This is a genomic window from Aeromonas popoffii (genome assembly GCF_037818705.1).
Classification (GTDB): domain Bacteria; phylum Pseudomonadota; class Gammaproteobacteria; order Enterobacterales; family Aeromonadaceae; genus Aeromonas; species Aeromonas popoffii.
Map to the genome: position 1 here is coordinate 815,703 of NZ_CP149129.1, position 21,274 is coordinate 836,976.

General features: G+C 56.2%; 25 protein-coding genes, 1 tRNA gene, 1 pseudogene and 1 other annotated feature. Of the genes and pseudogenes, 4 read left to right on the forward strand and 23 right to left on the reverse strand.

Annotated features, from left to right (window positions below; translation table 11 throughout):
* Positions 1-98: 98 nt before the first annotated feature.
* The 19 genes from WJM78_RS03895 to WJM78_RS03985 form a co-directional block, all read right to left on the reverse strand.
* The gene (locus WJM78_RS03895) at positions 99-3,992 is read right to left on the reverse strand and encodes a type I restriction endonuclease subunit R (protein WP_339013809.1); all 3,894 of its coding nucleotides are present in this window, start codon (positions 3,990-3,992) and stop codon (positions 99-101) included.
* Positions 3,993-4,092: 100 nt separating this feature from the next.
* Entirely contained in the window at positions 4,093-5,466 is a 1,374-nt protein-coding gene (locus WJM78_RS03900; RefSeq protein ID WP_339013811.1) for a restriction endonuclease subunit S, read from the reverse strand.
* On the reverse strand, positions 5,456-7,072 hold the full coding sequence (locus tag WJM78_RS03905) for a class I SAM-dependent DNA methyltransferase (RefSeq protein ID WP_339013814.1): 1,617 nt from the start codon (positions 7,070-7,072) through the stop codon (positions 5,456-5,458). The genes WJM78_RS03900 and WJM78_RS03905 overlap by 11 nt, the downstream gene beginning before the upstream one ends.
* 14 nt (positions 7,073-7,086) lie before the next feature.
* A complete protein-coding gene (locus WJM78_RS03910) occupies positions 7,087-8,025 on the reverse strand; it encodes a restriction endonuclease (protein ID WP_339013816.1) in 939 nt (312 codons plus the stop codon).
* A 204-nt stretch (positions 8,026-8,229) separates the two neighbouring features.
* The gene (locus WJM78_RS03915; protein WP_339013818.1) at positions 8,230-8,637 is read right to left on the reverse strand and encodes a type IV toxin-antitoxin system YeeU family antitoxin; all 408 of its coding nucleotides are present in this window, start codon (positions 8,635-8,637) and stop codon (positions 8,230-8,232) included.
* Between the two features lie 2 nt (positions 8,638-8,639).
* The gene (locus tag WJM78_RS03920) at positions 8,640-8,954 is read right to left on the reverse strand and encodes a hypothetical protein (RefSeq protein ID WP_339013820.1); all 315 of its coding nucleotides are present in this window, start codon (positions 8,952-8,954) and stop codon (positions 8,640-8,642) included.
* Positions 8,955-9,038: 84 nt separating this feature from the next.
* Positions 9,039-9,395, reverse strand: coding sequence for a hypothetical protein (locus WJM78_RS03925; RefSeq protein WP_339013821.1), 357 nt, complete (start codon positions 9,393-9,395; stop codon positions 9,039-9,041).
* Between the two features lies 1 nt (position 9,396).
* Entirely contained in the window at positions 9,397-9,939 is a 543-nt protein-coding gene (locus tag WJM78_RS03930) for a hypothetical protein (RefSeq protein WP_339013823.1), read from the reverse strand.
* A gap of 78 nt (positions 9,940-10,017) precedes the next feature.
* A complete protein-coding gene (locus WJM78_RS03935) occupies positions 10,018-10,380 on the reverse strand; it encodes a hypothetical protein (RefSeq protein ID WP_339013826.1) in 363 nt (120 codons plus the stop codon).
* A 45-nt stretch (positions 10,381-10,425) separates the two neighbouring features.
* The gene (locus WJM78_RS03940; RefSeq protein WP_108535499.1) at positions 10,426-10,932 is read right to left on the reverse strand and encodes a hypothetical protein; all 507 of its coding nucleotides are present in this window, start codon (positions 10,930-10,932) and stop codon (positions 10,426-10,428) included.
* Between the two features lie 73 nt (positions 10,933-11,005).
* Positions 11,006-11,374, reverse strand: coding sequence for a hypothetical protein (locus WJM78_RS03945; protein WP_339012040.1), 369 nt, complete (start codon positions 11,372-11,374; stop codon positions 11,006-11,008).
* A 24-nt stretch (positions 11,375-11,398) separates the two neighbouring features.
* Positions 11,399-11,590, reverse strand: a complete 192-nt coding sequence (locus tag WJM78_RS03950; RefSeq protein WP_108537670.1) for a hypothetical protein — start codon at positions 11,588-11,590, stop codon at positions 11,399-11,401.
* The gene (radC, locus tag WJM78_RS03955; protein WP_339013831.1) at positions 11,587-12,084 is read right to left on the reverse strand and encodes a RadC family protein; all 498 of its coding nucleotides are present in this window, start codon (positions 12,082-12,084) and stop codon (positions 11,587-11,589) included. The genes WJM78_RS03950 and radC overlap by 4 nt, the downstream gene beginning before the upstream one ends.
* A gap of 91 nt (positions 12,085-12,175) precedes the next feature.
* On the reverse strand, positions 12,176-12,484 hold the full coding sequence (locus WJM78_RS03960) for a hypothetical protein (RefSeq protein ID WP_339013834.1): 309 nt from the start codon (positions 12,482-12,484) through the stop codon (positions 12,176-12,178).
* Complete coding sequence (locus tag WJM78_RS03965; protein WP_339013836.1) at positions 12,459-12,887, reverse strand: hypothetical protein; 429 nt, start codon at positions 12,885-12,887, stop codon at positions 12,459-12,461. The genes WJM78_RS03960 and WJM78_RS03965 overlap by 26 nt, the downstream gene beginning before the upstream one ends.
* A 10-nt stretch (positions 12,888-12,897) precedes the next feature.
* Positions 12,898-13,323, reverse strand: coding sequence for a DUF2787 family protein (locus WJM78_RS03970; RefSeq protein WP_339012025.1), 426 nt, complete (start codon positions 13,321-13,323; stop codon positions 12,898-12,900).
* A gap of 63 nt (positions 13,324-13,386) precedes the next feature.
* Complete coding sequence (locus WJM78_RS03975; protein ID WP_339013839.1) at positions 13,387-13,965, reverse strand: lecithin retinol acyltransferase family protein; 579 nt, start codon at positions 13,963-13,965, stop codon at positions 13,387-13,389.
* A gap of 87 nt (positions 13,966-14,052) precedes the next feature.
* Positions 14,053-14,502, reverse strand: coding sequence for an IrmA family protein (locus tag WJM78_RS03980; protein ID WP_339013841.1), 450 nt, complete (start codon positions 14,500-14,502; stop codon positions 14,053-14,055).
* An 8-nt stretch (positions 14,503-14,510) separates the two neighbouring features.
* A complete protein-coding gene (locus WJM78_RS03985) occupies positions 14,511-15,323 on the reverse strand; it encodes a hypothetical protein (RefSeq protein WP_339013844.1) in 813 nt (270 codons plus the stop codon).
* Between the two features lie 160 nt (positions 15,324-15,483).
* Here WJM78_RS03985 and WJM78_RS03990 point away from each other — a divergent pair, with 160 nt between their 5' ends.
* On the forward strand, positions 15,484-15,834 hold the full coding sequence (locus WJM78_RS03990; protein WP_339013847.1) for a helix-turn-helix transcriptional regulator: 351 nt from the start codon (positions 15,484-15,486) through the stop codon (positions 15,832-15,834).
* On the opposite strand, the pseudogene WJM78_RS03995 reads toward WJM78_RS03990, so the two are convergent.
* From WJM78_RS03995 to WJM78_RS04005, 3 genes and pseudogenes are all read right to left on the reverse strand, one after another.
* A pseudogene (locus WJM78_RS03995) lies at positions 15,826-16,247 on the reverse strand (DUF932 domain-containing protein). The gene WJM78_RS03990 and the pseudogene WJM78_RS03995 sit on opposite strands and share 9 nt — an antisense overlap.
* 310 nt (positions 16,248-16,557) lie before the next feature.
* Positions 16,558-16,634 (reverse strand) — tRNA-Arg (locus WJM78_RS04000).
* A gap of 50 nt (positions 16,635-16,684) precedes the next feature.
* Complete coding sequence (locus tag WJM78_RS04005) at positions 16,685-17,839, reverse strand: flagellar assembly protein FlgT (RefSeq protein ID WP_339013850.1); 1,155 nt, start codon at positions 17,837-17,839, stop codon at positions 16,685-16,687.
* A 194-nt stretch (positions 17,840-18,033) separates the two neighbouring features.
* On the opposite strand from WJM78_RS04005, the gene WJM78_RS04010 reads away from it, so the two are divergent.
* Positions 18,034-18,654, forward strand: coding sequence for a FlgO family outer membrane protein (locus WJM78_RS04010; RefSeq protein WP_339013853.1), 621 nt, complete (start codon positions 18,034-18,036; stop codon positions 18,652-18,654).
* Between the two features lie 10 nt (positions 18,655-18,664).
* Positions 18,665-19,090, forward strand: a complete 426-nt coding sequence (locus WJM78_RS04015; protein ID WP_339013856.1) for an LPP20 family lipoprotein — start codon at positions 18,665-18,667, stop codon at positions 19,088-19,090.
* Between the two features lie 60 nt (positions 19,091-19,150).
* Here WJM78_RS04015 and pheA read toward each other — a convergent pair whose 3' ends face one another.
* Positions 19,151-20,323: a prephenate dehydratase gene (gene pheA, locus WJM78_RS04020; RefSeq protein ID WP_042037058.1), complete on the reverse strand. Its 1,173-nt coding sequence runs from the start codon at positions 20,321-20,323 to the stop codon at positions 19,151-19,153.
* 38 nt (positions 20,324-20,361) lie between these two features.
* Positions 20,362-20,484 (reverse strand) — a sequence feature (Phe leader region).
* 170 nt (positions 20,485-20,654) lie between these two features.
* Here pheA and WJM78_RS04025 point away from each other — a divergent pair.
* The gene (locus WJM78_RS04025; RefSeq protein WP_339013861.1) at positions 20,655-21,251 is read left to right on the forward strand and encodes an HAD family phosphatase; all 597 of its coding nucleotides are present in this window, start codon (positions 20,655-20,657) and stop codon (positions 21,249-21,251) included.
* Positions 21,252-21,274 lie beyond the last annotated feature (23 nt).

Consider the following 21,274-nt stretch of genomic DNA (forward strand, 5'->3'; position numbering starts at 1 on the left):
CACCTGTCAGGGATGGGACATACAGGCTTGCGTTTTCATAAGGTCCTGTATGTACATGTTTCCTCGTTATGTTTAATAGAATTCACCCACCTGAAGCATTATTGTAATCTTCTTCTTTCTTTTTCATTGAGAGCTTGACGAAATGAAACATCCAGTACGATCACCGACTCTGCGGTCTCTGTTGTGGCTCCTTCGGATCTCTTCCAGCGCTTAGTCAAATCGGCCTTTAATCTTTCAAAACCATCTGCATATGCTGGATAGTTTTCCAGAAACTTCAGCACTGGCATAGCTATGGTGCCTACACCTCCAGCTATCAGACATACCTGCATCCACAACTCGGTACTACCAGCCTTGGCTTTTTCGAGCGCAAAAATAAGCTCCAAGCCATTCTTTGTGGCAAGGTCTTTCTCGGGTTTAAGTATGGAGTCAAGATATGCTACACAGGTCATCACGGTATCCAGCGTTTCTGGTGATTTAATGCCGGAATGCATGAAGTCTTGAACATCGTTCATCAGGCTCATTGCAGCAAAATTTTCACTGTAGGGGATATCGAGCTTTATGCTTAGAACACCAAGATGATGCACATTTTCAACTTGTTCTACACGCTGAGCAAGGTAGAGCTTCTTCTCTCCAATATCGATATAGCTGCGCCCGTTTCCCTTACCTCTAATGCGATCGCCACGACCAAATATGGTATTGATAACGGGTGAGAACTTCTTGAAGTTCTCCGCCTGCTCCAGCACGCTCTTGTAGACCTCATCGTTGGCCACTGGCGGGAAGCCGAATTTGTGTAGCAGCAGGATCAGGTCAACCTTCAGCTTGGCCTTGATATCGTCGCGGTTGCTCCAGTCGGGGTACTGAGCGTTGTTATCGACCGTCACCTTCATCTCTTTGGCCAGTTCCAGCATCTTCTCTTCGTCATAGGTGAAGTCGTACTTCACGCACATGTGCTCGAGGATATCGAGAAACGCCTTCTCTTCCATGTCGATGCCGATATCGGCGAACGACATCATCTCGGACTTGATGTCGTAGATCATGTCGGCCATCTGCTGGGTGAAGGCATCGAACTCTTCACCGTTGAGCACGTCGTTCTCTTTACGCTGGTTGTACTGTTCCACCAGTGCCTGGAAGCGTTTGGAGAAGTTAATCCCCTGCAGCTGGTTCACCTTTTGAAAATCGCTGATGGCCTTGGCCAACATCTTTTGCAGCAGTTGCATCCGGGTGTTGGGCAGCTTGATCTTGCCAATGCGGTCCATGTACTCGTCATCAAAGATATCGATGGTCTCTGCCTTGTCCTCACCCAGGGTGAATATCTCCTCCACCCCTTCCGCCTTGAGGGCCTCGGCAATCATCTCCCGCACCTTCTGGTTCATCTGTGCGGTATCAGGCGCATCACCCTTGGTGAGCTTGTAGACGATGGAGCGCACCGCCAGATAGAAGTGGATCAGTTCGCGCTCTTCCTGGCCAATCTCCTCACTGCCCACGCACACGTCATAGGCGGCCTTGAGCCGTTTCACCAAGCCCATAAAGCGCAGCTCAATCTTCTTGGTCTGCAGGGCAAACTCGGCGGCGCGGTTGAGGCAGTCGAGCTGCAGGGTCGGCGTGCCAGAGAAGTAATCACGGCTATCGAAGGTATGGAACACCTGGCCAAGCAGATGCAGGTGATTGCGCACCTCGATCAGCGACTGCTGAACATCTTCAAAGTTGGACTTGTCCGCCTTCGAGTACATGGCCAGCGCCATGTTCATCCGGCTTTTGATCCCGATGTAATCGACCACCAGCCCCTTCTCTTTGCCTTCAAAACGGCGATTGCCCCGGGAGATGGTCTGGATCAGGTTGTGCTTTTGCAGCGGCTTGTCGATGTAGATGGTATCGAGCTCCGGCACATCAAAGCCGGTCAGCCACATATCCACCACGATGGCGATTTTGAAGTTGGATTTGGGGTTCTTGAACTGCTTGTCCAGCTCGCGGCGATACTCCTTGGTGCCGAGCAGGTCATACATTACCGCATCGTCATCCTGACCACGGGTCATTACCATATTGACCTGGGGCAGGCGTATCAGCTCCTTGGCCTCTTGCTCTGTGAGGGGGACGCCATCAATGGCCAGTTTGGGCTCGAACCACTCAGGGCGTTTAGCTTTAAGGCTCTGATAGAAGGCATAGGCAATCTCCCGGCTGGCACAGACAAACATCGCCTTGCCTTTGACGGTCGATCCTTCCGCCACCCGTTGCTCATAATGCTTGGCGAAATCCTTGGCCAGCGCCTCGATGCGATCCGGGTCGCCCAGGATCGAGTTCATGCTGGCCGTGGTCTTCTTGCTCTCTTCAATCTGGTGCTCGCTGGCCCCCTGCGCCTCGCACTCCTGATAGTACTGCTCGATCTCTTCCAGCTTGCTGTTATCGAGTACCACCTTGGCGGCGCGCCCTTCATAGACGATGCGTACCGTGATCTGGTCGTTGACCGACTCGGTCATGGTGTAGCTGTCGATGGTGGGGCCGAACACATCCAGGGTGGCGTCGATAGGGGTACCGGTAAAGCCCACATAGGTGGCATTGGGCAGCGAGTCGTGCAGGTACTTGGCGAAGCCATAGGTCTTTTTGATGGTGCCCTTCTCTTGGTCGACCGTGAGCTTCAAATCGAGGTTGATCTGGCTGCGGTGGGCTTCATCAGAGATACAGATGATATTGCTGCGATCGGAGAGCTTTTGGATATCTTCGGTGAACTTGTGAATGGTGGTGAGGAATACCCCGCCACTGGCGCGCCCGGCCAGCTTGTCGCGCAGATCCTGACGGCTGGTGACCGGCTCAATCATCGCATCACCGATAAAGGCGGTGGCGCTGCAGAACTGCTTGGATAGCTGCTCATCGAGATCGGTGCGGTCGGTAATGAGGATGATGGTCGGGCTGGCAAAGTCGATGCTCTTCATCAAGAGCCGCGCCAAAAACTGCATGGTGTAGCTCTTGCCACAGCCGGTGGCGCCAAAGTAGGTGCCCCCCTTACCGCTACCGCCGACGTTTTCACCATTGGCGGCAATCTGCTTACGCTCTTTTTTGATGTTGTAGTAGAGCTTGCGGGCCGCGTAATACTGCGGATAACGGCAGCAGATCTTGGTTTCACTCTTGGATGTGTCAGGGAAGAAGACGAAGTTCTTCACCACATCGAGCAGCCGCACCGGGTGAAACAGCCCTTGGATCAGGGTGTAGAGGCCCTTTATTCCATTATTAGCACCCTCCTGCTCGGTAGACTCGTTACCGGTTACCTTGCGCCAGGCATAGTAGAACTCATAGGGGGCGAACAGGTTGCCCATCTTGTTGTTCACCCCGTCACTGACGATACACAGGGCGTTATAGACGAACAGCTTGGGGATATCCCGCCGGTAGCGCACGCAGAGCTGACGCCAGGCGTCATAAGTGGTGGCTTCTTCACCGCGCACTGCCGATTTGAACTCGAACACCACCAGCGGCAGGCCATTCACGTAGAGGATGGCATCGGGGATGCGGGTCTGTAGCCCGCCATCCCGGGTTTGCCCCTCAATTTCCAGCTGATTCACTACTCGGTAGATATTGTGGTCGGCCTCGGCAATCACCTCCTCTTGCCCCACGAACATGCTGGCCAGCTGGCTGGGCAAGGCTTGGGTATTCATCAACTCGATATAGAGGTCTTTCTGATCCCGGTCTTCGCGCTTGAGCAAAAAGCCATTACTGAGCCAATGGCAGAAGGTTTTATTACTCTGGTACAGGTCACTGGCGGGCAGGGTCTGCAACTGGTGCAGAATGGCTGCAATTTCACCTTCGGTAATGCCATCGGCCTGATATTGGCGGGCAAGGTAGTTGCGCAGGTCATCAGCAATCAGCACCTCACTGTTATCCCTGCGTGGCACATCACTGCCAACATAGTGGGGGTAACAGGGCTGGCCAGCTGAGTTAAGGTGATGGCCCAGCAGGGCGATAATGGCCTGTTCCAGCTTTGCTTCCGTGAAAATATGGCTCATGGCAATGGCTTCTTCTGTTCGTTTAAATAGCGTTCGTTAATGCTGGGCGTATCGGCGAAGGCGAAAGGGCAGCGCAGCCATTGCTGCGCGCCCCACCGGATCAAGCCACCTCTTCCGTGGTAAGGTCAGCTTCAATATTATCGAGGCGCAGTTCGCCGGAAATCAGCTTGGGTAATAGGGTGTCTCGAAGATTGGTAAGATTTTTTATTTGCTCAGTATGGGCAAAAATTCTTTTCCTTAACGTTGCCGCAAATGTATCGAAGGCATTCAATACATCATCATTAGGGGTTATTACCTGTAATCGATATGCATTATTCCGGTTTAAACCAGGAACAGCAGCATCAGTGTTCATCTCAGTAAGACCTAACGTTTGTAGCAAGCTAAAGCAGTAGGTGAGTGGCTTTTCGGATCTTACATAGAACACTGTATCTATAGGAAAAAACGGCCTGTCCTCCCAATACAAACTACCCACGGTACCCTTGCGACCGACAATTATTGATGGTCCATCGACCAGTGGTTCGTTGTGATACCCCGTAATACCGCCAGAACCATAAACAGGCACATGGCCATCAATTCGGTCTGTAGATTTCAGCGCCTTGCCGTAAGCAAGCTCCATCAAGTTCTCTAGCTTACAGACACTCCACCCCTTTGGCACCCAGCCGCCGAGGCCAAGGGAAGGCTCGGCGCACTCTTCAAATGCGGCAGGGAACAGTTGGCGGATAGCCTCTGGCAGCGGTTTAAAGTCACCACGTTCACGCACCGCTCTGCGTGCCTCGGCGCGGCGTAGCAGTTCGTCAGGGAAAGCTATATCCTGCTCAAAGAAGCCCGCATCCAGCGCGTTATCGATCACGGGATCGAAGTCCACAAACCACGACTTGAACAGAGCCTGTGCCATCTGTTCTAGGGTTTGGTTGATTTGGCGGTTGAGAGTAATTTTTTTGTTTAAGGCACCTAGCACGTTAATTATTTTTTTCTGCGCATCTAAATTTGGTAATGAAATAGGAAAGCTTTTCAGGTACGCGAGGTTAATTTTTGGAACACCTGTACACTCTGAATCTTTGATTAGCTTATTTATCGCGCTTTGAGAGGACACCCAATAGTACACATATTCTGGAAGTGCTTTGCTAGTGTCTACGCGGAGTCGCATTTGATTAGAAGATAACAAGTATCGATCAAAACGATGATGTGTGCAGAGGAGACCAGTTTGCCCAAGAGTACCTTTCTTAGTGAAAATAATGTCGCCAGCTATACATTCACTGCGTGACAATCGTTGAAATGCATCTTCTGGTACGTAAACGAATTCATGATCTTTAAAATCGTCTAAGCCGATAGAAAGGTTGCTTCCGCGAATAATCGGATACCCACTTTCTGTATATGCGGATGCTGGCAAGTTTGAGCCAAAAGGGCCATCAACAGCGCCATCAGAGCCTAGAGCAATTCCCCCCAGCGTAGTGTTAACCAATCTATTTCCCATAACCCAATGCCTCCATATTGGCGCAGATTGCTTTGTCGAGCTTTTCCGCTTCGTCCAATTGGCGATAGAGGGTTTGGGTGAGCTCTTGCATCTTGGTCTCAAAGGCGATGCCATCATCTTCAATATCGGCGGCCCCCACATAGCGGCCCGGGGTCAGCACATAGTCGTTGGCTTTCATCTCTTCTAGCGTCGCGACCTTGCAGAAACCGGCCTGATCTTGATACTGCTCGACACTAATTGATTTGTCTTCAATCCGGCGTTTCAGTTCGCTCTCGTCACTGCGCCAGGCGTGGAAGGTGTCGGCGATGGTGGCGATATCGGCAGTGGTCAGCTCTTTCTGGGTGCGGCTGATCATGGTGCCAAGGTTGCGGGCATCGATAAACAGGGTCTCACCACGGCGATCGCGGTAACCATATTTGACGCTGGCCTGTTTGCTCTTGCTGATAAACCACAGGCAGACCGGGATCTGGGTGGTGTAGAACAGCTGGCCCGGCAGGGCGATCATGCATTCGATGCGGTCATCTTCAATCAGCTTTTGGCGGATCTCCCCTTCACCGCTGCTATTGGAGCTCATCGAACCGTTGGCCAGTACAAAGCCCGCGATGCCATCCTCGGAGAGCTTGGAGAGCATATGGAGTATCCAGCCGTAGTTGGCATTGCCGGTGGGCGGGGTTCGGAAACCGGCAAAGCGCGGGTCGTTGGTGAGCTCCGCCTCGTTGCGCCAATCCTTCAGGTTAAACGGCGGGTTGGCCATGATGAAGTCAGCCTTGAGATCCGGGTGCTGGTCGGCAAAGAAGGTATCGGCCGGGCGCTCCCCCAGATTGCCGGAAAGACCGCGCACCGCCAGGTTCATCTTGGCCAGCTTGTAAGTGGTGCTGGTCAGCTCCTGACCGTAGATGGCGATATCCTGGCTCTTGCCCTGATGGCTTTGCACAAACTTGAGGGACTGGACGAACATGCCGCCCGAGCCACAGCAGGGGTCATAGATCTTGCCCTGATACGGCTCCAGCATCTCGGCCAGCAGGGTGACCACGGCTTTGGGGGTATAGAACTCACCGCCGCCCTTGCCTTCACTGGCGGCAAACTTGCCGAGGAAGTACTCATACACCCGACCCACCAGATCCTCTTCGGTCAGATCGCATTCATTGGCGAGGGTGTCGATGTTCTCGATGCTGTCGATCAAGGAGGCGAGCTTGGTCGCATCCAGCCCAAGGCGGGAGAAGTAGTTATCGGGCAGGGCATTGGCCAGCGAGGCGTTGCACTTCTCGATGGTCGAGAGGGCCGTATCGATAATGACGGCAATATCATCCTGCTTGGCGCGTGCACTGATATAGCCCCAGCGTGCCGCTTCGGGCAGAAAGAACACATTGTCTTGCTGGTAGAACACATCCATATCGACAAAGGCCTCTTGGCCGCTGGCGATCAGCTGTGCGCGCTTGGCCTCGAACTTGTCGCTGATAAACTTCAGGAACACCAGACTCAGCACCACGTGCTTATATTCGGATGATTCTACGCTGCCACGCAGTTGGTTGGCGGTATCCCACAGGGTCTCTTCAAAGCCTTTGCTGGCTTTCTTGGCGGGTGCTTTTTTCGGGGCGGTGGCCATGTATCTGTGTTCTCTTATTCTTCTGAAAAATAATCGGTGTCCAGGGCCTTGATGGCGAAGACCTGACGGGTGGAGACACCCACGTTGTGTTCAATCATCAGTGCGGTGAGACGAGTACCGTCGATCAGCACGATGCGCTTCTCAATCTCCCCCACATATTCTTGCGCCTCGCGGCTAAAGCCAGACGTGGTGATAAAGACCCCTTTCCGGGCTTTGTAGCGGTCGAGTGCCCCGGCGAAGGACTGGACCTCTGGACTGCCCACCGTCCTGTCGGTGTAGCGCTTGGCTTGCAGGTAGATGGAGTCGAGCCCTAGCTTGTCTTCCTTGATGATGCCGTCAATCCCGCCATCACTGCTGTAGCGGGTGGTATGGCTAGCTTCTTGAGTACTGCCGCCGTACCCCATGGCGACCATCAGATCGACTACCAGCTGTTCAAAGAAGCGAGGGGAAAGCCCAAGGATCTCGGCCAGCAGATCGTCGGCAAGGGAGCGATTGATGGCGGCCAGCGCCTGCTCAATCTGCTCTTGCGGGGTGCTGGCTTGATCGGGTTGTGGCTGCTCTTTCAGGGGCGCCACGATTTGCCGCGCATTGCCCGCACCTTCACTGGGCGCCTGGGTAAAGGCCACAAACTCGCCGAACTGGGCAAGGTAGCGATTGTCGATAGGCTGGCCAGAAGTCAAAGCAGCTTTGCCACGAGCCGTGATCAAGCAGATGCCGCGCTTAGGTTGGGCGATAAGCCCGGCTTTCACCAAGTAGGTCTTGGCCCAGCCGACCCGGCTGCGCAAGGTGGTTTGACGACCACTTGGCAAGGCTTCGGCAAGCTGTTGCGGTGTGAAGGCATAGTGCTGACAAACCCGCTCGAATACTTCCCGTAGGGGGCGGGGTATCCCATCGGCCAAGACCTTGAGCACCACCGGCATCATGGCTTCATAGCTGGGCAGGGTTTCTTTCATCGGGCGACCAGAGCGAGACAAAACAGGGGCGTATCTTGCCACAGCGACATAGCTGGAGCCAGTTGGTGTCGAGGATTCTGGGAGCAGCTTAGAAAAAACAAAATAACAAAAACAAAGGGAGGGCCACGCATTGGCCTTCCCTTCGACCGACACACTTATCACGGACGAGTAGGTGCAAAAATGTTACCACAAGCGAATGTGTGGTCACGCCTTGCGGTCAGGATTGGCGTTCGTGCTCGTGGCAGGGTAAATACAGATATACAGATATCCATGGCTGCCCAAGGTATCGGCTTCGCAGGTAAAGCCGCCGTGCTGGATAGTGATGCAGTGCTGACGTTGGGTATCTAGCTCGCCGGTCAATAGCTTAGCTTCCAGAGCATTGATGATCTCCGTAAAAGCCTGTTCGAGCTTCTCTATCTGCATCTGACTCCACTCACCGATCAGACTGGCTCGATCGGATAGAAAATCGAGCTGGTAGCGGCTCTGTATCAAACGAGCGCCAAAGCGTGGTGAGATATCACGCGGCAAACCCCAGCTGACGCTGGTGGGCGGTGTGAAAGTCCGGGTCTCAGGATTGTGTGTGGCAGGGCATGTGGGATGGGTCATGGTCATAATTAGCAATACCTCATTTGAATGTCGATACGGGTGCCAGGCACGTTGTGACGCTGGCGCAGTTTGGTCAGGTGCTCTGGGAGTTCGCTCAGGTTTGCCAGTCGCCCCCGGTAAAAGCGAGAAAGATTGACGTAGTCGGGATGGCTCACGGTGATGGTCACCTGATGCCCAGGCTGCCAGCGGCCAAACAGGTGTGCTTTGGCCTCTTTGATGGTGGTTATACCGGGTGCAGGTAGCGTCTGCCGGTTGCGCAGATGCAGTTTGTTGAGTTCGGGGGCATAACGATGCACCTCGAGCCCAGTGATAAGACGGGTCATGTTCGGTGACTCCAATGATGCCAAGGGCCAGCCTGTGAGGGCTGGCCCTTTATGCTGTTTGTGGATGAGCGAGACGGTGGGACCTCAACGAGCGCAGTCAGCTGTATCATTGATAACTGGCTTGCCATTGAGTCGGTCCAATAGATGCAGCGAGCCGTACTGAGCCACCAGTCGGTCTATGGCCATCTGGGCACAGGCCGTTCTGCTGGGCTTATTCTCCGGGACTGCGTAACGAGCAGTGAGCCAGCCGCCGAGCAGTGCAATGCGGTAGCCGCTCGGGATATGGGTGAGCGACGTTCCTATCCCCCTCCCGTGAATGAGGAAAGGCACGGCCTGGCCGCCGATGTCGATATCGATGCGCTGGCCCTTGAGCTCAAAACTGGTGAGTTCACCGGTCTGCGGGTGTTTGCCCGGTACTTTGATAGTGATGTGTTTGGCCATCTCACACCTCCGGCTTGGTTTCAAAATGGTGGGTTACAACGCCCGCTTCCGGGTCGATGCTGATAAACGCCGGGGCTTGCGGGTGGTACTGATAGAGCCGCGCCAGCTCGGCACGAAACGCCTCGATGTTTGGCGCAATCACATGACTTGTATCCCCCTCGGCGTAGTTAAAGGTCTCCAGCTTCTCGGTGTTAATCCAGATTCCGAAATACCAGGCATCCTGGTCGGTGTCGTATTGCTGCCAGCCCTGAGCCAGCAGTGTCCGGTCGTAATAGTAGCGGTCTGCCTGATGGCTACCCCGGTCGATGCGGCAGCCGGTCACCGTGAGCTCAAGCGGGATACGGCCCGCCTTGTGAGTCTTCTTGACCCGACGCAGCAGCTTGAGTGCCTTGGCTCTGCTGCGTTGATTACCGAGCGGATGCAGCTGTCTGGCCCGCAATGCCAGGTGGGTCATTATCTTCGGCGCAGTGTTGTGGTTGAGCTGACCGATGGCAGTGGTGAGCTGCCGAGCGGTCAGGGTCTTGTAATCACGCAGGTCGTGCATGGGTGGGTTCCTTAAAATGCAAACAGCCCCTCGGCGTGAGGGGCTGTATGGGGTCTTGTGTGTGCTGGTGGCCGTGGCTCAGGTGTGACTACTCCAATCCGGCTTGTCATTACTACCGTGGTTGACGTAGGCCCCGACAATTACCCGTTGCCACTCACTGACCGGTTGGCCTGCTGCATTACAGGCGCAGCGAAAACGAGCGAAGTTAATCTCTCGTGGCAGGTGTTCACGCATATCACGGGGACTGACAAAGAGCGTGGTCTTGTGCAGTACCGGGTTGGGCGCGACCAGCGGGCCGCCAATACGCCTTCCCTCCACATCGTGGGCATAGGCAAAGCCCGGTAGCATCAACTGCTGACTGATGAACTTGGCGAGCCCTGAATGGGCACGCATGGCCTCCGCTACGGCGGCCTGGCTAAAGCTGTCGTTGAATTCGATCATGGTATTGCTCCTGATGAAGAAGGGAGTGAGTGACGGTTCTGACCATCACATCTCTCCCCAAGGGGCTTGTTCCCACAGTGACAGCCGGGTCAGCACGTCTTGCGCCAGCGCTTGCTGCAACTGCTGTATTACCTTGACCAACCGAGGTGCCTGCTCAGGACTCCCACTCCATTCGCTCGATTGGTACAGGGCGCAGCAGGTGAATTTGTACAGCGCCACCAGTTCGGCATCGGTGAGTGGTGCCTGGTGGTAACGGTGGGCAGGTTTAAGCGGTCCCAGTTTGGTTGAGCCACGCTGGCGTGGTTCCTTCAGGCTCTGCTCACGCCCCAGCTGATAGCGATGCCAGACTGCACGGCGGTTTGCGAGCATCATCAGTCGTACCAGCCGGTCAACCCGCCATGTCCAGGTCCTGGTCGTGTCTGCTGGCGGTATCCACCAGAGGGTGCGCAGCAACTCTAGGGTGTAATGGGGGGGCATCGGGGCATTGCAAAAGCGGTGCAACTGCACGGCAAAGGCAAGGTAATCCTGGCGGTCAATCATGAAAGCAGACATGGGGGTGACTCCTTGAAATGAACAAGGCCACCTGCAGTGAGGTGGCCCTGTGGGTTGTGTCGGCATATCCAGATCATGGTGTTGGACCAGATGATCCGGGTTTGGGGATGTTGGCGGGCTCTGCGTCTGGGTGAGCCAGAGCGAACAGGATGGCGTAGAGCATGGAATCAATGCCGTTGACGGCATCGTGGTACGGGTAATAGGGCGGCGTGTCTCTGGAGCGTTCGAAGTAGTCGCCAAAACAGCTGAGACACTCGCGTATCTCGATGGTGGAGCCTTGCAGCAAAGCCTCTTCAAACTCCTTGGTGTAGGCCCTGTCGTCACTAGCCTTGGTAACCGCCTTATCCAACAACGCCTGCGCCCCTTCGTTGCTGGCGGCTGCCAGGCCATCGCGCAGCTTGCCCAGGGTTTCTTCCAGGGAATAGGGGTTAGGTAATCGCACGGTGTTTGTCCCTTTTTGGCCTGATTAGTGCCGCAACTGATGCAACAGCGCATCAATGGCTTCGACACAGTCGGCCTGGGTGAGTTGGTAACCGTTGGGCAGGTGAGCGACGATAGCGGGCGCTGCCTGCATCTGGACGTTGTCTGCCAGCCAGCAACGTAATTCGATGAGGATATCGAGGACGGTGAGGTGTGATTTGCCAGGGGGAACGTTCATAGCAGGCCTCGCTCGGCCAGCGAGACTACACCCTCAGCGCCGACCACCAGGTGGTCGAGCAGGCGGACATCGACCAGTGCCAAGGCCTCTTTGAGGGCCTGGGTAAAGACCCGGTCTGAGTGGCTAGGTTCGGGGTCGCCGCTGGGGTGATTGTGCACCGCGATGATGGCCCCACAGTTGAGTAACAAGGACCGCTTGACCACTTCCCGTGGGTAGATGCTGGCGCTATCGAGAGTGCCGCGAAACAGCTCCTCAAAAGCCAGTACGCGATGTTGGGAGTCGAGGAACAGTGCGCCAAACACTTCGTGATCCCGGTCTTGCAGTAAGGTTTGCAGCCGCTCGGCGGCCTCCGAGGTGCTGGTAATGGCATTGCCTTTGGCCAGACGCTTGCGGGCAATCTGATTGGCGATACGCAGCAGGTCTTGCTCGGTCACCGGTTCGGTGACGACATAAGTGCCGGGGCATTCCCCGGCTTTCAGCTTGTGGTAACGCATAGTGGAATTCTCCAAATAAACAAAACCCCGGCACGCATGAAGCATGTCGGGGTTAAAGGTAGAGCGGTTGTTGGTTCACTTTGAGGGTAGTTCAGTTGGCCTTGGTGGCGGCTTCTGCTCCTGCTCCGGCTGTAGGGGCACGCTTCACCGGCATCAGCGGTCCGGGGACCAGTACGTTGAGCGGGATAGCGAGGGCCACACTCAGCCGTTCTGCCAGTTGGTAGGCGGGACCTATGGTGTCGTAGTCTGCCACCCAGGTGGCCAGTGCCAGCCCACTTGCCTCCACCGCCCGCAGATAGACGCTGTAGCCGTGCACGGTCAGGCCGCTGTCACGTACCACCTGCGTTTCCCCCTCTCGATTGATGGCTTCCAGCTCAACGGCTATCGGATGTTTGGGCATCGCGAGCCTCCTCTTGGGGTAAGGGGTCACTCTCCACACGATAACCGTGATTAGTGCAGGTACGCTGCAGGTCGCTCAGAAAGCTACTCAGTACGCGGGGCTGCTCAGAGAGTGGCACCGGTCCTGCCTGGCCGCGCCAGAAACAACGACGCTTAGGGTCAACGCAGATTTCATCCACGGGCTGGCTCATGGTACGCCAGTCCTCGGCATTGGTGAGGGAGAGCAGTTGCCACTGCACCCCAGACCAACGCAGATACAGCGTGACGGTGCGGGCGTTTTGACCACCAGGAGTCAGGTGCAGCAACCAGCGTTCGCCTTGGCGAGTCGGCTGTATTTTGGCGTTGGCCGCGACTAGCCCCAGCCACTGGCGTGAGTAGTGGGAGAGCGGCAGTTCGTTAGTCATCACACACCTCCTAATCCCCGCTGACCGTGACGGTAAAATACCCCAGCTGGCCATAGGCGATGAAATTGCTCTGCCACAGGGCAAACAGTTCCCGCGCTTCCACGCCGGGCAGTGGCCCCCAGCCTTGCAGATAGTGCTCGTCACAGGAGAGGTTGAAGTCGAGCTCCTTGCAGAGCTCAGCATCCTGGCCCAGCCCCTGATAACTGAAGTCGGTGATGTAATCGAAGACCCAGCCGTGTAATCCCCGAATAAGCCGCAGCTCTACCGGATGGACGCCACCCGTTTCGGCACTGTAGCCGGGGCTGCGAAAGTTGAAGGTCAGTTGAGTCAGACGCTCCTGGTCGAGGCCTGTATTGGCGACCTCCTGATTGAGTAGCGCAAGTAATGCTTGGGCAACGGGCAGGGCAAAGCCGTCCCGGAAAAAGGGAATGGTCATGGTGTTTCCTCGTGGAACTCAAAGAGAGAGGGGGGTCACCTCTCGTCCAGACCGGGGGATGACTCAGTCGTTGAGCCAATCCCAGAGTTTGCTGATGCCATAGGCAGCGACGGCGCCCACGGCAAGGGGGGCTAACAGTGGGGCTGAAACAATACCGGTCACCGACACTACCGTCGCAGCGGCGCCAGTACCGCCAGCAGTTGTGGCCAGCGTGCTGGCAGCAAGCCCTGCCGTTGCACTGGTGGCCGCTTTACCCAGCGTATGGCGAGCCACTTCGGCTGCCACCACCGTTGCAACTGCTGTCTGCAGCAGCTTGGGAGGATGCGGGACCCCTTCTATGCACCAGGTAACAAACCGCTCACTGTTGGCAAACGGCTGACCCTGCTCACCTTCACTCAGTCGGGCGTAAGCCCGTGTCAGGCTTTCCTCTCGACTGAACAGGCGTTGGGTATGGGGCCTGACCTCAATGGCGTTGTGCTGGCTGAATTCAGCCAGCGAGGTCAGCGCCAGTTGGCCTGAGTGCTCTCCGGCAAGGGATGGTAGACAGTGAATGACCTGGTCATGGCCAACAAAGAGTCCGTGGTGGTGGCTTTCAGGCTGTGGCGCAATCAGGTGATCGCCAATAATGAAATGTCGTGTCATGGGGGGATGTTCCTCATCAAGGGTTGGAAATGAAAAAGGGCGTCACCATCACGGTGACGCCCTTTGGCTTTGTTTTTGCTGAGCGGGCTACTTGTTGCCCACGGTGATCTTCAGTGGTTGATGAAACTCAGGGGTGAAGGTCGAAACTGGCAGTCGGGTGACTTCGTTGTGAGCGAGCACCTCGGTCGCCTGAATGATGGCGATGGACTTGGCCTGCTCTACCTGTCCGCAGTCAACCTCCGTAAAGCCACCGCCATAGCGAGTGGCTGAGCTCCCGCCGAACGATTCAACCTCCAGAGTTGATTCGGCCAGCGCTTTGCCCTTCTTGTCATTGAATTGCAGCGTGATGTACAGCCGACCAAACTCATCGGCCCCACCGCTATCGAGGGAGAAGTGGTAGGCGCAGACGCCCTGGTTGGCGTAGACGGTGTCAGTGTGCTGGATAGCTAGATAGCGCTGATCTTCTGCATGGCTGACGGTTGTACAGAACAGTGCGGCAACAACGGTAGTCAATAGCGTGTTCTTGATAGTTATCATTTGGTTGATTACCCCCGGTAATATTCACACGGTGTTTGAAGCTGAACGGGCTTCATCTTCCATATCGCGACGGCAGTCTCGTCTTTATAAGCTGTGACTTTGGATGCGGCCAAGAGGGTGCTGACAAGGTCAGTCCATTGCGCCTGATTGGTTACCTTCGCGGAGAGACGCTTGCCATCGACCTCAATGGCATCGACAAATTGGCTACCTTTGCCATTGGTGTGTACCAGGCTTGAGGTGGAGCGCCCATCTGAGGTTTCAAATTTACGAGAGCACTTAAGCGTTAACAGATTCACGCCTTGGAATAGGTCGTATTGGGTGCCTTGGTTACTCATTTTCCATTCGGCATGTCCTACAGGCTCTTCAATCGACACAGGTTGTTTTTTTGCGTTCTCTTCAGCCTTGCTCCAGGATGCCCCTTTACCCGCCTTGCGTTCTTCGTGGTACATCCAGACATCCAGTGGATAACGCTTGATGAGCCTGTCACCGACCATGACATCGACGTTGTTCAGTCGATTGTAGGTATTGACCTCGATACTGGCTGAGGGGCTGCAGGTACCGGTATCGAGCTTTTTAAAGCTGCGGCTGGCGTGTTCAGCAACCAGCAGATCGCCAGTGGCACAGCCCGTTTGGGAGCGGTTGTTCACGAGGGCAAGGTAGTGGCTGTTTTTGTATAGCAGCTCACAAGTACGTTTGTTATTACACGCTTGAGCCAAGGTGGTGCCATCACTGTCTTGATAGGACCAGATGTCATTGGGGTTGCTAGCCATGGCGCTCGGTGCAGTGAGTGCCAGGGTGAGCAATGGAACGAGTTGTTTCATGAGAACTCCTGTTGCTTAGTTAATCGTGGGAAGGGGGAACACTATGTCGAGCTGGCAGGTAAAAAATGCCTAGTAACAACCTGTAGGGTCGATGTTCGCCTTTTGAGGTTCTTCATGTCAACGGGTCCATCCCCAACCATAAGGGTTGATGGGAGGACTTATGACAGATATCAACGTTGGACAGTTAGCCAAGAGCGTAGGTAAGGCGATTGGGCGTCAGCGCAACCGGGCAGGGCTTACCCAGGAGCAGGTGGCTGAACACCTCAATATCGGGATGGAAGCGGTCTCGCGGATGGAGCGGGGGATTGTGGTGCCGACCGTGGTGCGGTTAGCGGAGCTTGCTCAGCTGTTTGGTTGCGAGCTGGCGGATTTCCTGCGAGAGACCAGTAACCGGCCCACCGAACAGGGTATTGTGTTGAGTCAGCAACTGGCCCGGCTCGATGACGCCGACCGGACCTTGTTGCTGGAAACCATTAATCGTCTTGTGGCGCGATTAGCCCAATCAACGTAAATGGGTAAGGCAACGTTGATGCACGTGCATCTGCAGGGTGTTATTGCAGACCACCCGCAGAGACGTGAATTGCGCCGTGGTGCAGAGCGTGCCATCGCAACTGGTTGCCAGCAGTAGATAGGACTTCACCTTATTCCCCCCCTGGAGTGTCAGATCCTGGCCACTACCCACAACTTTCGACCGCCTTTGAGCGAGCCTGCGGTCTCCAGCTCAAAGCCACCGGCGGCTACCAAGTCTTGATAGAAGTGCAGCACCTCGTGAGGCTGGACCAGGTCGTAGTGACGGGAGACTACTGATGGGGGTTCAAGTGTATCTGAGTGATAAAGCACCTTACTGTCGCTGTAGGGGCGAATGTGCAGCGCATCGGAGGCGACATTAAACATCACGTCGCTCTGTTCGATAGTCCAATCCATCCCGGCAGCTTTAAGCCAGATATCGAGTTATTGTTGCGGGGGCAAGACATTGCCAAGGGGTTTGGCCTGTGTAGGCCATGGTGTCGATCAGGTGAGCCATGGGAGATCTCCAATGAAAAAGGGACTGCACAGAGCAGTCCCTTGGGTAGGTTCATGGAGATAATATATATCTGAGTTTAATTGAAATAAGACTTATTTACATTGTGGGGTTTCTATCTATGGAATGTGCGCTGTGGTACCCCGCGTGGTACCCCAAGCCAAAAACGACCAAGGGGCTAGCACCATGAAGATGCTAACCCCTTGTTTTATATGGTGCTCCCGACTGGAGTCGAACCAGTGGCCTGTCCCTTAGGAGGGGACCGCTCTATCCTACTGAGCTACGGGAGCCTTGTGGCGGGCATTATACAAGAAGCCGCTCCCTTTTAAACCCTTGATTCTTATTCCAATACTGCCAAATCACCGATTTGGATGTTAAATGGCGAATATTTGTTCCGAGTGCTGATGATGGCGCCGTCCTCGAATACCTGTACCACCTCGAACAGGCCGTCTGCCGGGTTGCGCATCATACGTGACTTGCCATAGGGGTCGATGAAGTCGGCGCGGTGCTGGATGCGAAACTGATCCCCGAGCTTGACGCCGTTGCGCCGACCCAGATTGATGTGTGGGCCACGCTCGTTCTGGCCTATCACCCGGGCTGTGACCGGGGCGCAGTTGAGCTGGGCCACCAGATCCTGTACCGCCTCTTGCAACTGATAGTTGACCTCCTGGCCATAGCTGGACTGCCAGAACTGGCCGCCTCTGGTGCCTATCTGATCCCGCTTGCCGAAGGTCCAGTTGGCGCGGCCCTGATACTCCTTGCGACTGAGCAGGCTGCCGCTGATGCCGTCGAACAGGTAGAGCTGCATGCGAAAGTTACGGATGGGGTCTTCGTACCAGCGTGTCAGCTGGCTGCCCTGCGGCTCAATGGAGAGGTCATCTATGCTGCCGAGTACCAGATACTGGCTGTCGGTGATAAGGCTCAGGGCCTTGATCTCCTCAAGGGGGCTGCGATCACCCTGTTGCAGGTGGAGCGGGTCTATGCGCAGATTTTCGTCCAGCCATTGGCGCGCGGCTACCCCTTGTGGCGCGTTGGCCAGGGCCTCGAACATGCGACGGGACAGGCTGGCTGGCATGTCGTCGAGGGCACCGTAGCTCGCCTGGTCCGGGTAGCGAAGCCGCAGCCTTACCAGTGTCAAATTCTTGGCGTAGTGCTGGGTCTGGCAGATCTGGCGTTCTGCTTGGATATCGGCCTGTAGCGTGATGTACATGCGGCCGTTGCGCACCTCTTCCCGCTTGAGCCGGTACTGGCGGATGTCGCCGCCGGAACGGATCTGGATCTGTTCGGAGCGAAGGCTGCCGTTCTCCAGACGCTGGGTGCTGGAGACAGCGGCGCCGCTCGCCAGCAGGGCTTGGCGCAGGGCATCGCGGGTGGCTTGCTCGCGGGCATAGACCTCGTCGCCCCCCAGGATGGCGGCACTGCCCTGGGCTTCGATAAGCTCTGCCCGGACCGACAGGCTGGCCAGCAGCAGGGTTAACAGCAGCGGTAATTTCATGACAAACACCTTGAATATGCGGGTCGGGGCGTTCACCCCTGTCGAAGTGATGGCGCCGGCCGATACAGACCACAGAACCGTGCCAGTTGCACAGCACACTGCAAATAATTAGCAAGATCCATGCCTCATTCCCGACTCAAGCTTTGGCCCGCTGAACCGATAACGAATCAGGTGCAGATACAGGAAAGGTATCCATGAACAAACTCATCACGGCGTTGGCCCTCGTGCTGGCGCTGACCAGCTGTGGTTCCGACCCCATCAACCGGAATATAGGTGACCCTCGCCAGGCCATTCATGGGATGGAGCTCAATTGGCTGGTGGCGCGCATGACCGATCAGCTGATGGAGCGCAAGTCGCTCACGACCCTGACCGAGCCCATTGCCGTCGCTTCCTTCGTCGATCTCGATACCCTGCAGGACACCAACTGGATGGGGCAGCAGATCGGGGAAAGTTTTATCCACGAGCTGAACCGGCGTGGGGAAGTCGTGGTGGATTTCAAGATGACCGGCAGCATCCGGGTGACCCCGCAGGGTGACTTCGTGATGAGCCGCAATCATCGGGATCTCGCCCCCCGGCTGCCCATCTCCCGCGTCCTGACCGGTACGTTCAGCCGCAACAGCAATGGGGTCCTGGTCAACGCCCGGATTATCGACATGCGTACCAAGATGGTAGAGACCACGGCCCAGAGCCTGATCCCGCCACAATTTTTGTCCGGTGCCAACAACTCTTTCGGGCGGGCATCGATTAATCGCGGTTTTCTGATCCGTGACAGTCAGGCTAGACCGGGCGGTCATCTGGTCAACCTGACACATTAAGGAGCGAGTCATGAAGATCTTGTTTGGTTGCCTGCTGGCACTCTTGCTTACTGGTTGCAGTGGTAACCGGGTAGTGGATTACACCCAGGGTAGCAGGCCCGATGATTTTCCGGTGCTCAAGGCGGTGGGGTATGCGGTGATCGACATTCAGCCCGGCCCCTCCCAGTCGGAGAAGATGCTGCAGGCTATCCGCGCTTCCAAGATGGATGCCTATCGCGAGCTGGCTGAACAGCTCAATGGCCAGCAAGTGCGTGGCCAGAGCAGCTACAAGGACCTGACCCAGGTCTCCAACTCGCTGGATGTGTCAGTGGCCGGCATGGTGCGTGGTGCCCGGGTGGTGGCCTCCTATCCCCGAGGCAATACCTATGCCACCGAGATGGAGCTCGATACCCGAGCCCTCTACAACATCAACCAGTTGATGGCCGGTCAGTTCTGACGGCGAGGCAGAAAAACAAAAGGCGAACATGATGTTCGCCTTTTTTGTTGGCAAAAATGGTCAGTTGCCCATGAGTACCGGCGGCACAGTCGTCGGCTTGACGTCTTCGCTCGGGTAGCAGCCCAGCACCTTGATGTAGCGGGTGATCTTGGTCAGCTCCATCAGCGCGACCTGCATTGCCGGGGTCTGCAGGTTGGCGGAAACATCCAGATAGAACATCTCCTCCCAGGGGTTGCCCTGTACCGGCCTGGATTCCAGCTTGGTCATGTTGATCTCGTTGTTGCGCAGCACCAGCAGCGCCTCCACCAGGGAGCCGGGCTTCTGGGAGGTGGACATGATGAGGGTGGTCTTGGCCGGAATTTGTGGCGCCACGTCGATGGGCTTGCGTGCCACTACGATGAAGCGGCTGTAGTTCTCTTTCTGGTTGGCGAGCTGCTCGGCCAGCACGTCCAGTCCGTACAGCTCACCGCCAGCCGCGCTGCCAATTGCCGCCGCTTCCGGGCTTGCCAGCTCCCTGACCTTCATCATGGCGCTGGAGGAGGAGTCGCAGATCTCGTGGCGTGCCCCTTCCAGCTTGCTCAGGTAGTGGGAACACTGCTGGAACACCTGGGGGTGGGCGTAGAAGGTCTTGATGCGGCCAAGCTCGGTTGGTACTGCGGTGAGAATGCAGTGCTCTATGGGGTAGGTCAGCTCACCGACGATGGAGAGGCTGGTGTGCTGCATCACGTCATACACCTCGTTGATGGAGCCCGAGCTGGTGTTCTCTATGGGCAGCACGCCAAAGGCGGCGCGACCCGATTCCACCGTATCCAGCACCTCGCGAAAGTTCTGGCAGTTCACCTCTATCACCTGATCCTTGTAGCGGGCCAGATACTTGCGGGCGGCCAGGCTAGAGTAGGAACCGCGGGGCCCCAGATAGGCGACGCTGGTCATGGGTTCCTGCTGTTCCGGGTTGAGCAGGCTCTGCAAATAGGCCTGCTGGGAGAGCACGGAATCTTCGATGATGGTGTGATAGATGCGGGTGATGTAGTGAGCATCCAGCCCCAGCAGTCGGCCCTGCTGGATCAGGGCGACTAGCAGGTCCTGCTCGCGCTGGGTGTCGCGGATGGGGCGTGGATTGGCCTGCTTGGCACGGGCAACCTCTATGCTGAGGGTCTTGCGCTTGGCCAGCAGGGCAAGCAGCTCCTGATCCAACCGGGTGATGTCTTGTCTGATCTCGTCGAGCGTAGCCATGGTGGTTCCCTATCCAAATAATCGAGTGTGGTAGCTGCAAAAAAAAGCCTCCGCTAGGGGAGGCTCGATTCGTCTTTGCTTTCTGTTCATGCGACGACAGGGCCTTCCCTCATGTGGGCCGGATAAACGAGAAAGCAAAGAAGAATGGTGCGTGCATGGGTCTTGTCCTGAAAATATCGTCATAACCATTAAGGGATTTGGGCGTGGGATGCAAGTAAAACTTGCCCGTGGGAGGCGAACGGGGCAGGGTATTTGCGTGTGCCGACGGGGCCATTCAAGCGCCATGTTGCGGCGGTTGGCTCAGCGGCAGAGGTATCATGAGGAGGTAACAATGGCGATTATTTTTGATCTGGGACGGGTGGTGGTGAGCTGGGATCCGGTGGGCATAGTGAGCTCGGTGCGAGGGCCGGACGATGCTGAGGCGCTGGCGGAGCGGCTGTTCAACCACCCGGACTGGCTGGAGGTGGACCGGGGCACGCTGTCGCTGCACACCATGGCCCGTCAGGCGCAGGAGCGCACCGGCTTGCCTGCGGCACAGAATCTTGCCATTTTGCAGGCGGTGCCCGCATCGCTCTTGCCGGATCCCGCTATGCTGACCCTGATAGCCGAGTTGCATGGCGCAGGCCATACGCTCTATGCGCTCTCCAACATGGGTCATGCCAGCATCGACTGGCTGGAGCAGCAGTCGTTCTGGCGCTTCTTCAGCGGCAAGGTGGTGTCGGCGCGGGTGCGGATGATGAAACCGGAGCCGGATATTTATCGCTATCTGCTGGTGTCGTTTGACCTGAAGGCCGACGAGTGCCTGTTTATCGATGACAGCCCCGCCAACGTGGCCGCCGCGCAGGCGCTGGGGATCGGGGGGCTGGTGTTTACCGATGCGCCCAGCTGCCGTCAGCAGCTGCTATCGCTGGGCTATCTGCCCGGTTGAGTCAACAGTCAGGAATGCTCAAG